Source organism: Kitasatospora sp. NPDC056800, from assembly GCF_042789775.1.
In the GTDB taxonomy this organism is placed as follows: Bacteria; Actinomycetota; Actinomycetes; order Streptomycetales; family Streptomycetaceae; genus Kitasatospora.
The window spans coordinates 40,705-54,467 of sequence record NZ_JBHUAL010000031.1 but is presented as its reverse complement, the minus strand read 5'-3'; the positions used below and the strand labels follow the sequence as shown (position 1 = coordinate 54,467).

The 13,763-nt window shown below is 75.1% G+C and carries 12 protein-coding genes and 1 pseudogene; 5 read left to right on the top strand and 8 right to left on the bottom strand.

The window, feature by feature from the left end; translation table 11 throughout:
* Nucleotides 1–306 precede the first annotated feature (306 nt).
* From ACFRQN_RS10295 to ACFRQN_RS10280, 4 genes are all read left to right on the top strand, one after another.
* Complete coding sequence (locus tag ACFRQN_RS10295; RefSeq protein ID WP_049656267.1) at nucleotides 307–690, top strand: winged helix-turn-helix domain-containing protein; 384 nt, start codon at nucleotides 307–309, stop codon at nucleotides 688–690.
* A 109-nt stretch (nucleotides 691–799) separates the two neighbouring features.
* On the top strand, nucleotides 800–1,270 hold the full coding sequence (locus tag ACFRQN_RS10290) for a hypothetical protein (protein WP_053112287.1): 471 nt from the start codon (nucleotides 800–802) through the stop codon (nucleotides 1,268–1,270).
* Nucleotides 1,271–1,372: 102 nt separating this feature from the next.
* Nucleotides 1,373–3,130: an ABC transporter permease subunit gene (locus ACFRQN_RS10285; RefSeq protein ID WP_074004082.1), complete on the top strand. Its 1,758-nt coding sequence runs from the start codon at nucleotides 1,373–1,375 to the stop codon at nucleotides 3,128–3,130.
* A 14-nt stretch (nucleotides 3,131–3,144) separates the two neighbouring features.
* Nucleotides 3,145–4,554 carry a nitrate/sulfonate/bicarbonate ABC transporter ATP-binding protein gene (locus ACFRQN_RS10280; protein ID WP_380739622.1) on the top strand — a complete coding sequence of 470 codons (1,410 nt, stop codon included), beginning with the start codon at nucleotides 3,145–3,147 and terminating at the stop codon, nucleotides 4,552–4,554.
* 4 nt (nucleotides 4,555–4,558) lie between these two features.
* On the opposite strand, the gene ACFRQN_RS10275 is transcribed toward ACFRQN_RS10280, so the two are convergent.
* The gene (locus ACFRQN_RS10275) at nucleotides 4,559–4,969 is read right to left on the bottom strand and encodes an ArsR/SmtB family transcription factor (RefSeq protein WP_380739620.1); all 411 of its coding nucleotides are present in this window, start codon (nucleotides 4,967–4,969) and stop codon (nucleotides 4,559–4,561) included.
* A gap of 201 nt (nucleotides 4,970–5,170) precedes the next feature.
* Here ACFRQN_RS10275 and ACFRQN_RS10270 point away from each other — a divergent pair, with 201 nt between their 5' ends.
* Nucleotides 5,171–6,196: an isocitrate/isopropylmalate dehydrogenase family protein gene (locus ACFRQN_RS10270; protein WP_380739618.1), complete on the top strand. Its 1,026-nt coding sequence runs from the start codon at nucleotides 5,171–5,173 to the stop codon at nucleotides 6,194–6,196.
* Between the two features lie 30 nt (nucleotides 6,197–6,226).
* Here the strand turns inward: ACFRQN_RS10270 and ACFRQN_RS10265 are convergent, their stop codons facing one another.
* From ACFRQN_RS10265 to ACFRQN_RS10235, 7 genes and pseudogenes are all read right to left on the bottom strand, one after another.
* A complete protein-coding gene (locus ACFRQN_RS10265) occupies nucleotides 6,227–6,553 on the bottom strand; it encodes an antibiotic biosynthesis monooxygenase (protein WP_049656274.1) in 327 nt (108 codons plus the stop codon).
* Nucleotides 6,554–6,682: 129 nt separating this feature from the next.
* Nucleotides 6,683–8,023 (bottom strand): NAD(P)/FAD-dependent oxidoreductase, encoded by a 1,341-nt coding sequence (locus ACFRQN_RS10260; RefSeq protein WP_049656276.1) that lies wholly within the window; start codon nucleotides 8,021–8,023, stop codon nucleotides 6,683–6,685.
* 15 nt (nucleotides 8,024–8,038) lie between these two features.
* Nucleotides 8,039–9,214, bottom strand: a complete 1,176-nt coding sequence (locus tag ACFRQN_RS10255) for a cytochrome P450 (protein WP_049656281.1) — start codon at nucleotides 9,212–9,214, stop codon at nucleotides 8,039–8,041.
* A gap of 161 nt (nucleotides 9,215–9,375) precedes the next feature.
* On the bottom strand, nucleotides 9,376–11,190 hold the full coding sequence (locus tag ACFRQN_RS10250; RefSeq protein WP_380739616.1) for a non-ribosomal peptide synthetase: 1,815 nt from the start codon (nucleotides 11,188–11,190) through the stop codon (nucleotides 9,376–9,378).
* Nucleotides 11,187–12,257 (bottom strand): LLM class flavin-dependent oxidoreductase, encoded by a 1,071-nt coding sequence (locus tag ACFRQN_RS10245; protein ID WP_049649200.1) that lies wholly within the window; start codon nucleotides 12,255–12,257, stop codon nucleotides 11,187–11,189. The genes ACFRQN_RS10250 and ACFRQN_RS10245 overlap by 4 nt, the downstream gene beginning before the upstream one ends.
* A complete protein-coding gene (locus ACFRQN_RS10240) occupies nucleotides 12,254–12,841 on the bottom strand; it encodes a flavin reductase family protein (RefSeq protein ID WP_380739625.1) in 588 nt (195 codons plus the stop codon). The genes ACFRQN_RS10245 and ACFRQN_RS10240 overlap by 4 nt, the downstream gene beginning before the upstream one ends.
* Before the next feature lie 415 nt (nucleotides 12,842–13,256).
* Nucleotides 13,257–13,688: pseudogene (locus tag ACFRQN_RS10235) on the bottom strand (sigma-70 family RNA polymerase sigma factor); the annotation flags it as partial.
* Between the last annotated feature and the right edge of the window lie 75 nt (nucleotides 13,689–13,763).

Genomic DNA, 13,763 nt, shown 5'->3' with positions numbered 1-13,763 from the left:
CCGCCTGGGGGCGAGCCCCCCCGACACCAGCGTCCCCCGGGCCGCCCCGGCTCCGGCCGCGGGCCCGGCGGGCGGGGGCGGCGGCCCGGCGGCCGCGGGCACCGGCGGGCTGCGGGCCCGCTGGCGGACCGTCCCGGCGCCGGACGGGACGGCCCGGCTGGAGGCCACCTGGCACCCCGGCCGCTGTGCGGGCGGAGCGGCGCTCCCGCTCCGCCCGCACCCCCGCCCCGTCCGCCCCGTCCGCGCCGCCCGTCCCGTCCACCCCGGTCGCCCCGGCCGCCCAGACCCCGAAGGAGCCCCTCCGCCATGGCCCTGCGCTACCCCAGGCTCGACGCCCTCTTCTCGGACCACCCCGCGCCCGCCCGGCGCCCGGCCCCGCGGCCGGCTCCCGCGCCCGGCCTGGTGGTGGACACCGAGCAGCGCACCGTCACCGTCGAGGGCCGCCCCGTCACCATGCCGTACCTGGAGTTCGAGCTGCTCGCCCACCTGGTCGGCAACCCGCTGCGGGTGCACTCCCGGCGCCAGCTGATGGAGAACGTCTGGGGGCGCCCGGACAGCGGCGACTCCCGCACCGTCGCCACCCACATCGCCCGGATCCGGCGCAAGCTCGGCCCCGGGCACCGGGAGGCGATCGCCACCGTCCGGCAGATCGGCTACAAGTACGACCCCCGGCTGGCCCGGACCGCCTGACGCCACCGGCCGGACCTGACCCGACCTGACCCGACCTGACCTGACCTGACCGGACCGCCCGACCCCACCACCGAAGGACCCGACGACCGTCCGAAGGAGGACCCCCGCGATGACCCGAACCGCCCTGTTCCCCAGGACCGGCAGAGGGACCGCGCTGTGCGGCGTCCTACTGCTGATCACCGCCGAGGGCCTCGCCGTCGCCCTCGCGCCCCACCCCCTGCGGCTCTTCCTGTCCGGCACGCTCATCGGCGCCTCGACCGCCGGGCTGCTGCTCGCCCTGCTGCTGGCCACCAGCCGGCGGCGGGCGGGCGCGGCCGCGGCGGCGGGGGCCCGGCCGTTCCGCGACGACGCCCAGTGGTTCAGCGCCCGCTCGCTGGACGGCTTCCCGATGGAGCAGGTCCGCCCGCTGCTGCTCGCCCCCGGCGCGCCCGGCCTGAGCCGGCTCTACACCGCCTGGGTGTTCGCCACCCACGGGCACGACCCCCAGTGGATCGCCCGGCACCTGGACCTGCCCGTCCGCACCGCCCGGCTGCTGGTCACCGCGGCCCGGCGGCACACCGGGGCCGCTCCCACCCGGTAGCGACCGGCGGGGCCCGGGCAGCGGTCCTCGAAACGCGGGACGGGTTTGCGTACGGACGTACCGAGGGAGCAGACTGCCCGGGTTTGCGCCGGAGGTACCGCCATGACCCTGCCGAAGTCCGTCCCGGCCCTGTCCCGGGGCTCGCTGCCCGCCCGGACGGCGAGCCGCCTCGGCGGTCGGGTGTGGGTGGACCTGGTCGTCGCGGCCGCCGTGCTGGTGCTGCTCTACCTGGGGCTGCGCCTCGGCCAGGGCGGCACCCTCCGGTTCTCCACCGCCCGGGACGCGGCCGTCGACACCGACCCGGCCCGGCTGCCGTACGACGCCCTGCGCTCGCTGCTGCGGATGTTCACCGCGCTCGCCGTCTCGGTCGTCTTCACCTTCGGCTACGCCTACGCGGCCGCCCGCAGCCGCCGGCTGGAGCGGGTGCTGATCCCGGCGCTGGACATCCTCCAGTCGGTGCCGGTGCTCGCGTTCCTGAGCGTCGCCGTCTCCGGCTTCCTCGCGCTCTTCCCCGGCTCGATGCTCGGCCTGGAATGCGCCGCCGTGTTCGCCATCTTCACCTCCCAGGCCTGGAACATGACCTTCGCCTTCTACCAGGCGCTGGTCTCGCTGCCGCCCGAACTCGACGAGCTGTCCCGCTCGTTCGGGTTCAGCCGGTGGACGCGGTTCTGGAAGGTCGAACTGCCCTCGGGCATGATCGGCCTGGTCTGGAACGGCATGCTCGGCTTCGGCGGCGGCTGGTTCTTCCTGGTCGCCTCCGAGGCGATCACCGTGGACGGCCAGCGGTACGCGCTGCCCGGGGTCGGCTCGTACGCGGGCGCGGCCATCGCCGCCGGGGACCTCGGCCGGGTCGGCTGGGCGATCGCCACCATGGTGGTGCTGGTGGTCGGCGTCAACTTCCTGTTCTGGCGGCCGCTCACCGCCTGGGCCGAGCGGTTCAAGAACGAGCAGTCCGAGGCCACCGAGGTGCAGCGCTCGGTCGTGCTGGACCTGCTGCGCCGCTCCCGCCTGCCCACCGCGCTCGGCCGGGCGCTGCGGCCCGTCGGGCGGGCCCTGAACCGGGCCGGGCGGGTGTTCGGCACCGCCGAGCGCCCGCCGGCCGTCCACCCCGGCCGGCGGCGGGCCGGGGACGTGGCCTTCGGCCTCGTCTCGGGCGGCATCGTGCTCTGGGGCCTCGTCGACCTCGGCCGCTACCTCGCCGACCGCACCGGCCTCGGCGTGTTCGGCGAGCCGCTGCTGCTCGGGCTCGCCACCCTCGCCCGGGTGGTCGTGCTGGTCGCGGTGGCCACCGTGGTCTGGGTGCCGATCGGCGTGCGGATCGGCTTCTCGCCCCGGCTGACCAGGATCGCCCAGCCCGTCGTCCAGGTGCTGGCCGGCTTCCCGGCCAACTTCGTCTTCCCGCTGGTGGTCTGGCTGCTGCTGCGCACCGGGGTGTCGATCGACCTCGGCGGCATCCTGCTGATGGCCCTCGGCTCCCAGTGGTACATCCTGTTCAACGCCATCGCCGGGGCCATGGCCGTCCCCGCCGACCTGCGCGAGGCGATGGACGACCTCGGCGTGCGCGGCCGGCAGCGCTGGCGGCGGCTGATCATCCCCGGGATCTTCCCGGCGTACGTCACCGGCGGCATCACCGCCTCCGGCGGCGCCTGGAACGCCTCCATCGTCGCCGAGGTGGTCACCTTCGGCTCCACCACGCTCACCGCGACCGGCCTCGGCGCGTACATCGCCCGGGCCGCCGAGCACGGCGACCACCCGCGCCTGCTGGCCGGGGTCGCGGTGATGAGCCTGTACGTCGTCGTCCTCAACCGTCTGCTCTGGCGCCGGCTGTACCGGCTGGCCGAGCGCCGCTACTCGCTGTAGTCCGGAGTCCGCCGATGCGCTTCCCCTTCCGCCGCCGCCCCGCCGAGCCCGCGCCCGTCGAGCCCGCGCCCGTCCCGCGCGGGGACGTCCCGCACGACGACGCCCCGCGCCCGGACGACGAGGTCCTGCTGGAGACCGTCGGCCTGACCAAGGCCTACGCCGGGGCCGCCGGCGAACTGCCGGTGCTCTCCGGCATCGACCTGACCGTGCGGGCCGGCGAGATCGTCGCCGTGCTCGGCCGCTCGGGCTCCGGCAAGTCCACCCTGCTGCGCTGCCTGGCCGGCCTGATCCCGCCCAGCTCCGGCACCGTCCGCTACCGCGGCACCCCGCTCACCGGCGCCAACCCCGGCACCGCGCTGGTCTTCCAGACCTTCGCGCTGCTGCCCTGGCTGACCGTCCGGCAGAACGTCGAGCTCGGATTGGAGGCCCGCGGGGTGCCGCCCCGGGAGCGCGCCCGGGCCGCCGCCCAGGCCATCGACCTGATCGGCCTCACCGGCTTCGGGTCCGCCTACCCCAAGGAGCTCTCCGGCGGCATGCGCCAGCGGGTCGGCTTCGCCCGGGCGCTGGTCGTCGAACCGGACGTGCTGATGATGGACGAGCCGTTCTCCGCCCTCGACGTGCTCACCGCCGAGAACCTGCGCGGCGAGCTGATGGAGCTGTGGGACTCCGGCCAGTTCCCGACCCGGGCCGTCGTGCTGGTCACCCACAACATCGAGGAGGCGGTGCTGATGGCCGACCGCGTCGTGGTCCTCGGCGCCCGCCCGTACGGGACCATCCGGGAGACCGTCGAGGTCGACCTGGAACGGCCGCGCGACCGCGACTCGGCCGCCTTCGACGAGCGGGTGGACCGGGTGTACCGGATCATGACCGGCCGCCCCAAGGACACCCGGGCGCCCGGCCGCACCGACCAGCCGGGCCCCGACCCCGACCGCCGCACCGTCGCCAGCACCCCGCTGCCCACCGCCGGCGTTGACGGCCTCTCCGGTCTCGCCGAGACGATCGCCCACCGGGGCGGCGGCTGCGACCTGGCCGGCCTCGCCGACGAGCTCGGCCTGGACATCGACGACCTGCTCCCCCAGGTCGACGCCCTCGACCTGCTCGGCTTCGCCGAGGTCCACGGCGACGACCTGCTGCTCACCGACGCCGGCGCCGCCTACACCGGGGCGGACGCCCAGGACTCCCGCGCCCTCTTCGCCGCCGCGGCCCTGGAGGTCCCGCTGATCAAGCTGATCGCCAACAGCCTCGGCGACCGGCCCGGCGCCACCGTCCGCACCGGCTTCCTGCGCGACCTGCTAGGCCGCCACTACACCGTCGAACAGACCGACCGGCAGTTGGAGACGGCGACCGACTGGGGCCGCTACGCGGGGCTCTTCGCGTACGACGCCGACCGGCAGGAGTACCGGCTGGACGCCCCGGAGCGCTGAGGGCTCAGCCCGTCGCCGGGCGGCGGCGCACCGCGCGGGCCGCGCGGGCGAAGGGCTGCGGCGCGGTGGCGCCGGCCGGGTCGGCGCCGTCGTCGCCGCCGTCGCGGCGGTCGGGCAGATCGTGGGCGATCAGCGCGGCCTCGGTGAGCAGCCCGCGCACCTCGGTGGCCCGGTAGAAGATCCGGGTCCCCTCCCGCCGTGCCACCACCAGCCCGGCCGCCCGGAGCTTCGCCAGGTGCTGCGAGGTCGCCGCGACGTGCGCCCCCAGCAGCTCGGCCAGCTCGCTCACCGGCAGCTCCCGACGGCTCAGCGCCCACAGCAGCCGGTACCGCGACGGGTCGGCCACCGCCTTCAGCACCGCCACCGCCCGCTCCGCCGCATCGGCGTCCCAGGCCTCTTCCCGCGCACCACCCATACAGGGATCGTACCGATCCGTACCCGGGCACCCGGAGCCGGGAATCCCCGCCGCCCGCGCCGACGGCGGCCGCCGGGTGAATGAAGCGCGACAGAACCGGGGGTACGCGCCGCGGCGGCGCCTAGCCTGGGCCTGGGCCCGGCCGGAACTGCGCACCGGCCGGGCGGAGTTGGTCCTGTCCGCCGCGAGGAAGGGTCGGCCGTGGCTGCCATCAGTGTGATTCCGGGCGACGGCATCGGCCCCGAGGTGGTCGAGTCCGCGCTGGGGCTGGTCGAGGCGTTCGGCCTGGGGCTGGACGTCGACGTGCTGGACCACGTGGGCGCGGAGCGCTACCGCCGGGAGGGCGTGGCACTGGGCGAGGCGGACCTGGCCCGGGTGGCGGCGAGCGGCGCGGTGCTGCTCGGCGCGATCGGGCGGCCGGACCTGGAGCACACCGGGTACGTGCGCGACGTCCTGCTGGAGCTGCGCTACGCCTTCGACCTGTACGCCAACTACCGGCCGGTGCGCCTGTGGCACGACCGGCTCAGCCCGCTGCGGGACCCGGCCCGGCGCGCCCTGGACTGCGTGATCGTCCGGGAGAACACCGAGGGGCTCTACAGCGGCATCGGCGGGAACCTCCGCGCCTCCTCCGACCACGAGGTGGCCGTCGACGCGGACGTCAACACCCGGCACGGCGTCTCCCGGATCCTGGACTTCGCCTTCGCCACCGCCCGCCGGGAGGTCTGCCTGGTGGACAAGGCCAACGCGGTGCGGGCCGGCGGCCGGCTGTGGCAGGAGTGCTGGCGGCGGGCCGCCGAGCGGCACCCCGGCGCGGCCACCCGGCACCTGTACGTCGACGCCGCCGCGATGAAGCTGGTCACCGAGCCCGAGCGGTTCGACGTCATCGTGGCCAGCAACTCGCACGGCGACATCCTCAGCGACCTCGCGGCCGCGATGGCGGGCGGGATCGGGCTGGCGCCCTCGGCGAGCCTCAACCCGGAGAGCGGCTTCGGGATGTTCGAGCCGGTGCACGGCTCGGCGCCGGACATCGCGGGCCGGGGCGTCGCCAACCCCTTCGCCTGCCTGCTGACCGCCGCGCTGCTGCTGCGCCACCTCGGCCACGACACGGAGGCGGCCGCGACCGAGGCGGCTGTCGCCGGATCGATCGCGGCCGGACGGACCACCCCGGACCTCGGTGGCACGCTGAGCACCCGGGAGGCGACGCGCGCGGTCCTCGCCGCCCTGTGACGGCGTCCGCCGGGGGCCGGGACAGCGGCCTCAGGGCGCCGGGTACGCCTCGGGCTCCAGGGTCGAGCTGGTCCGGATCACCTCGGCGACGGTCAACTCGTAGAAGGCGTACCACTTCTCCTTCCCCTGCTGCTGGGCGTTGTGGTGCTCCACGTCGGCGCGCCACCGCGCCAGCGTCTCGGGGTCGCGCCACCACACCAGGGCGAGGCGTTCGCCGTCCTCGGTCTCGTAGTTCTTGACCTGGACGAGGTCGTCCCCGTAGACCGCCCGCACCTTCTTGGCGAGGTAGTCCTCCGTGGTCTCGTACTCGTGGTCGTACTGCTCCGAGAAGCGCGACCTGAAAACGACCAGAATCATCGTTGATCTCCCGTCAGTTCCGGCTGGTGACACGACAGTTCACGCGACTCGTGCAGATCGGGCGGACCGGGCAGGCAGAGCGGGCCGAGTAGGCAGAGCGGGCCGAGCGGACCGAGTGGACCGGGCGGCTCAGCCGGCCCCGGCGAAGGCCCGCAGCTGCGGGTCGGGCAGCTCGGCGGCGCCGGCGCCGTGCCGGCTGAGGATCCGCCGGGCAAGCTCGCGCAGCCGGTGCTCCTCGGTGAGCGCCAGGGAGTAGCTCTCCTCGCTGAACGCGCAGCGCTCGTACAGGGGCCGGAACCGCTCCGGCATCAGGTCGACCAGTCGGCGCGCGATGGCCTCCTCCGCCTCGTGCCTGGGGTCCGGCAGCCGGGACATCGTCCAGTAGTGCCGGTAGGAGATGTCCGCGATCGCGTCGCCGTCGCCCTTGCGGATCCGCTCGTACGCGGCGAAGGCCCGTTCCCAGTCCCGCTCCCGGTCCAGGCAGGCGACCAGGGTGCGGACGTCCTCGAAGGCGGCGTTCATGCCCTGGCCCATGAACGGCGCCATCGCGTGGCAGGAGTCGCCGACCAGCGCGGCCGTGCCGCCCAGGACCCACCGGTCGCACCGGGTGAGCCGGACGGCGGAGACCGGCTTGGCGCCCAACTGCTCCTCCAGGTCCGGGATTCCGGCCGCCAGCCGGGGGAAGACGGCGGCGAACTGCTCGGCCAGGGCCCGCCCGCCGACCGCGGCCCGGTAGGACGGGCGCGGGCCCTCCCGGCGGAAGAACACCGAGCCCGCGAAGCGCCGGCTGGACACCTGCGGGAAGGCCCCGAACAGCGCGTCCCCGGCCGGCCAGTAGTGCATCACCCCGCGGTCGCAGTCGGGCAGGTCCAGGACGATCTCCTGGTAGGCCAGTTCCAGGGTGCTCACCCGCGCCCGGGCGCCCCGCTCGACGAGGGCGCCGCGCACCGCCGAGTGGACGCCGTCGCAGCCGATGACGTGCCGGCACCGCACCCACCGCTCGGCGCCGCCCGCCCCGACCAGCAGCGCGGGCGCCGCCGGGTCGACGGCCAGCACCGGGTGGTCGAAGCGCAGGTCGACCCCCGGCTCGGCCTCGGCCGCGTCCAGCAGCAGCCGGTGCAGCGCCTGCCGCTCGACCGCCCAGATCGCCGCGCCGTCCCGGCTGTACGGGGTGACGGCGGTGCTGCCGTCCGGCAGGTGCCCGCACCGGCCGGTGATCGGCGCGCAGATCCGCCGCACCGCCGCTTCCAAGCCGAGTTCCCGCAGCACCCGCCGGCCCCGCTCGGAGAGGATCACCATCAGCGACCGGCCCTGTCCGGCCGGGATCCGCCGGGGGTCCGCGTGCCGTTCCAGGACGGTCACCCGGCCGTGGCGCCGGGCCAGGTAGAGCGCGGCGACCGGGCCGGCCAGCCCGGCCCCGACCACCACGATGCCGCCGCCCGCCGTCGCGGGCCCGTACGAGTCGCTCATCGGGGCCTCCCGCCGCTACCAGGTGACCGGGAGCTCGCGGACGCCGTAGGCCACGCCGTCGTACTTGAACGGGACGTCGGCGAAGTCGATGGCCAGGCGCAGCGTCGGGATCCGCCGGTAGAGCGTGCCGTAGACGGTCTGGAGTTCGAGGACGGCCAGCGGGCGCCCCAGACAGTGGTGGGGGCCGAAGCCGAACGCCAGGTGGTGCGCGGCGTCCCGGGTGATGTCGAGGCGGTCCGGGTCGGGGAAGTTGTCCGGGTCCCGGTTGGCCAGTTCGCTGGTCAGGATGATGCCCTCGCCGGCCCGGATGACGACGTCGCCGACGGTGATGTCCTCCAGGGCGACCCGGCGGCGGCCGGAGTGCGAGATGTTGAGGTAGCGCAGCAGCTCGTCGACGGCGCGGTTGACCACGCCCGGGTCGTCGGTCTCCCGCAGCACGGCCAGCTGCTCGGGGTTGCGCAGCAGGGCCAGCGTGCCGAGGGCGATCATGTTCCCGGTGGTCTCCAGGCCGGCGACCAGCAGCGTCATGGAGATGTACGACAGCTGTTCGGGGCTGAGCGCGCCGGGGCGGACCTGGGTCTCGATCACCTCGGAGATCAGGCCGTCGGCGGGTTCGCGCAGCTGGCGGTCGATCAGCTCCCGCAGGTAGCCGCGCAGCGCCTCCTGGGCGCCGACCACCATGTCGGGCGAGCTGTCCCGGTGCAGCATCCGGGTGCTCTCGTCCTGGAAGAACTCGTGGTCGGCGTACGGGACTCCGAGCATCCGGCAGATCACCTTGGTGGAGGTCGGGAAGGCGAGGCCGCCGACCAGGTCGGCGGGCCGGGGCCGGGTGAGGAACTCGTCGATGAGCCCGTTGACGATGTCGGCGACCTCGTCCTTGAGCGCGTCGATGTTGCGGATCGCGAAGGGCGGGGAGACCATCCGGCGCTGGCGGGCGTGCTCGGGGTCGTCGAGGGCGACGAAGGAGCGGCCGTCCTTGCGCCGTTCGCGGCTGCCCAGGTCGAAGTGCGGGTAGCCGGACCTGGTCGAGTCGGCGCTGACCCGGGGGTCGACCAGGAGCTTGCGCCCGAGGTCGTAGCCGGTGACCAGCCAGGGGGTGCTGCCGTCCCAGAGCCGGACCCGGACCGGGCCGGCGCCGAGCTCGCGCATGGCGGAGGGCGGGTCGAAGGGGCAGGCGGGCTCCTTCAGGATGGGGAAGCGGGTGAGCTGCCCGGTCGCGGAGCCGCCGGCGGGGTCGCCGGCGGAATCGGTTGCGGACCCGGTCGCGGAACCGGTCGCGTCGTCGATGGTCACGGAATCTCCCTTCCTCGCCGCGCCGCGCGGGGTCCCGCCGGGCGGCCCTTCGTGGTCTGTCACCCGTGCAGGGCCCGGGCGATCTCCCGCAGGTCCTGTGCCGCGAGGACCGAGCGGATCGGCACGCGCACCCCGAGCTCCTCGCGCAGCGCGCCGATCAGCCGCCCCGCCAGCAGTGAATTGCCGCCCAGGTCGAAGAAGTTGGCCTCCGGCTCGACCCGCGGCAGGTCGAGCAGCCGGGCGATCGTGCGGTACAGCCGCTCCTCCCGGGAACCGGGCTCCGCGCCGCCGTCGGATCCGGTCGCACGGTCCAGGGCGGAATGGTCCGAGGCGGAATGGTCCGGCGCGGTGCGGTCCAGGGCGGCGCGGTCGATCTTCCCGTTCGGGGTGGTGGGGAAGGCGTCGAGCACCTCGATCCGGGCCGGCACCATGAACTCCGGCAGCACGTCGGCGAGTCGGGCGCGCAGCGCCGCGGGGTCGAGGGCGGCGCCGGGGCTCGGGGTGACGTAGCCGACCAGGCGCGCGTCGGCCTGTCCGCCCCGTACCAGCACCGCGGCCAGGTCCACGTCGGGCTGCCGGGTGAGCCGGTCCTCGATCTCGCCCAACTCGACCCGGAAGCCCCGCAGTTTGACCTGTCCGTCGGCCCGGCCGGCGAAGTGGAACCGGCCGTCGGCGGTGCGCCGGCCGCGGTCGCCCGAGCGGTACATCCGGGCGCCGGGGGGACCGAACGGGTCGGGCAGGAAGCGGGTCGCGGTCAGCCCGGGGCGGCCGACGTAGCCGCGGGCCAGCCCGGAGCCGCCCAGGTAGAGCTCGCCCTCCGCGCCGCCGGCCACCGGCCGCAGCCGCTCGTCCAGCACGTACACCCGCGCCCCGGTCCAGGGGACGCCGATGTCGACCCCGTCCGCCGCGTCGATCGGCCCGGCGAGGGTGCAGCCGACGGTCACCTCGGTGGGGCCGTAGCCGTTGAACATCCGGCGCCCGGGCGCCCAGGCTCCCAGCAGTGCGGGGGTGCAGGCGTCGCCGGTGGAGGTCACCGTGCCGCCCTGGAGCACGTTCTGACTGTCCGTCACACTCAGTGCGGCGGGCGGCAGGGTGGCGTGGTCGATCGCGTGCCTGGCCAGCGTCCCGTGCAGGGCGTCGCCCGGCAGCAGGTCCTCGTCGTCGGCGACCACCAGGGCGGCGCCGTGCAGCAGGGCCAGCGAGAGGTCCCAGAACCCGGCGTCGAAGCTGACCGAGGCCCAGGAGAGCACCCGCTCGCCGGGGGCCGGGCGCAGGTGCTCGGCCTGGGTGGCGACCAGGTCGGCGACGCCCTCCTGGGGGACGGCGACGCCCTTCGGGGTGCCGGTGGAGCCGGAGGTGTAGATCACGTACAGCAGGTGGTGCGGCGACAGCGGAGCCAGGCGCTCGTCCTGCCGGACGTTCCCGTCGCCGTACCGGGCGCAGGCCGCCGCGCACTCCGCGGAGTCGAGCACGACCTCGTCCAGTTCCACGCCCTCGGGCCGGGCGGCCGCGGTGCGCAGCAGCAGCCGCGGTGCCGCGTCCCGCACCATGAAGGCCTTGCGGGACGCGGGGTAGCGGGGGTCGAGCGGCAGGTAGGCGCCGCCCGCCTTGAGCACGGCGAGCTGGGCCACCACCAGCTCGGGCGAGCGCGGCACGGCCAGCGCCACCAGGTGGTCCGGGCCGACGCCGCGGTCGATCAGCAGCCGGGCCAGCCGGTTGGCCCGGGCGTTGAGCCGGCCGTAGTCGAGCGCGGTGTCCCGGTACAGCACGGCCGTCGCCCCAGGGCGGAGCGCCGCCTGCTCCTCGAACAGTTCGGCGACCGTACGGGCTCGCGCGGCCGCGGGTGCGGCCACCGTACGGACGGGCGCGGTCACGGCGCCTCGCCCAGCCGCGGGCGGACCTCGGTGGCGAACAGCTTCAGGCTGCGCGACATGCTCTCCAGCGACTGCTGGCCGTAGTCGAGCTGGAACAGCACCACGTCCGTCCCCAACTCGGCCTCGATGCGCCGCAGTTGCTCGACCGCGCTGCGCGGGGAGCCGATCACCGCCAGGCCCGCCGCCTCGCTGGGGCCGGCCTGGTGCTTGTCGACCATGGCCTCGCGGTAGCCCTGGTAGGAGGTCGAGCTGCGCTCGCGCCAGGACTCCGCGGCCGCGCCGAAGGTGTCCCAGTGCCGGCGCAGCGCGGCGTTGCCCTCCGCCACGGCCTCCTCGTCGGAGTCGGCCAGGTACAGCGCGACGCTGATCGCGACCTGGGGCCGGCGGCCGGCGTTCTTCGGCGCCGCGGCGAAGCGCTGCCGGTACAGGTCGATCATCTCCCGTACCTGGCCGACCTGTTCGCGGCTGGGGGCGGAGGCGATCAGCAGGTTGTAGCCGGAGTCGCCGATCCACTCGAAGCTGGAGCGGGTGATCAGCGCGGCGGCCCACACCGGGGGGTGGGGGTCCTGGGTGGGCAGCGGGAGGGAGTCGGCGTCCCGGTAGCGGAAGAAGGGGGTGTCCTCGCTCACCCGGGACTCGGTCCACAGCCGCACCACCGCGTCCACCACCGCCCGGAACCGGTCCTTGCTGCTGTCCAGGTCGATGCCGAAGGCGTCGAACTCGTACGGCAGGAAGGCGCGGGCGAAGCCGACGTCCAGCCGGCCGCCGCTGAGCGCGTCGAGCTGCGCGGTGCGGGCCGCGAGCTGGATCGGGTGGTGGAAGGAGGCCTGGATGCCGCCGGTCATCAGCCGCACCCGGCTGGTGCGCGCGGCGACGGCGGAGAGGAAGGCGAGCGGGTCGGGGCAGTAGCCGCCGTAGGCGTGCAGGTAGTGCTCGGTCATCTTGACGTACTCGAGGCCGAGGTCGTCGGCCAGTTCGGACACCGCCAGCAGGTTGCCGTAGTACTCCTCGGCACTGCGCACCAGCGGCGGGGTGTCGGGCAGCAGGGATATTCCGTAGGTCGTCATCTCTGGGCCTCCGTGGTCGGGTCCGGTGGTGCGTCGGGCAGGGCGCCGCGGCCGCCGAGGGACCAGTACGCGCGCAGTCCGTGGACCAGCGGCCGCGGCCGTCCGTCGTCCGCCGCGGCGGCCCGGTAGACCTCTCCGAAGAGCACCACGTGGTCGGCAACGGTCACCGAGCCGGTGATCCGGCAGTCGGCGACGGAGTGCGCGGCCCGGTCGAGGTGCGGGCCGGCCCAGTCCGGGCGGGCGGTCCACCCGACGTGCTCGAAGCGGTCGGGTCCCCGGGCGGCGAAGAGTTCGGCGACGGCGCGGGCCCGGTCGTCGAGCAGGTTCACCGCGAAGCCGCCGCTCCGTTCGAGGACGGCGAGGGTACGGCTGGAGCGCTGCAGGCACACCAGCAGGGTGGGCGGGTCGGCCGACACGCTGGAGATCGCCGTGCAGGTCGTGCCGTACGGTCGGCCGGCCTCGTCTGCGGCGGTGATGACGGCGACGCCGGCGGGGAAGCCCGCCATCAGGGTTCTGAACGCGGTCGCGGAGACCGGTCCGGCCGTCGTGCGGCCGCCGGCCCCCGTCATGGGCGTGGGGGGCATGGGGAGGAACCTCCTGGCGTCCCGTCGGGAGCCGACGGTCGCGCTGTCCTCGGTCACGGTGTACGTCCTGGTCACGGCGTACGTCCTGGTGCGCGGCCTGGTCCTCGGCCGCCGCACACCGACTCTGGCACGGGCCCCGGCCGGGCCGTTCGGCGGAAAAAGATTTGCGAAAGAGGCGCTCCGCCCGCGCTGGTCGGGGCGGCCGGGCGGGGGCCGGAGTCGGGGCCGGGACGGCCCGCACCACGTCGGGCGCCAGGGCGGCGGCGATCAGCCCGGTGTCCCCGGTGGCGGCCGCGAGCCGGAAGGCCGCCACCGCCTCCCGGTGGCGCTCCGGCTCCACCGGGTGCCGCTCCAGCGGGGACCGCACCTTCTGCCGGGCCCGGCTGGCCAGCTTCTTGGCGGTGGTCCGGCTGCGGTCGAGGAGCGCGCCGATCTCGTCGAAGGGCACCCCGAAGACGTCGTGCAGCACGAACGCGACCCGCTCGGCCGGGCTCAGCGCGTGCAGGACCACCCGCAGCGCGAGGCCCACCGACTCGGCCGCCAGCGCCTCCTGTTCCGGGTCCGCCTCCGCGCCGGGGCCGCAGGTGTGCGTCAACTCCTCGCCCCCGCACCGCTGTTGGCCACCCGACCGGCTGCGCAGCGCGTCCAGGCAGACCCGGGAGGCGACGGTGCGGATCCAGCCGGGCAGGTTGCGCACCGCCGTGGTGTCGGCGCGGTCCAGCCTCAGCCAGGTCTCCTGCACCGCGTCCTCGGCCTCCTCCCGGGAGCCGAGGATGCGGTACGCGAGCCCCAGCAGCGCCGTTCGGCTCTCCTCGAAGAATTCCGCCAGCAGTTGGCGCTGATCCATCGGTCACCTTCCGGGTTCACGGTCCGTCGTACTGATGACCCGCGCACCGCGGGGCTTGTGACTCACGACCGTTCG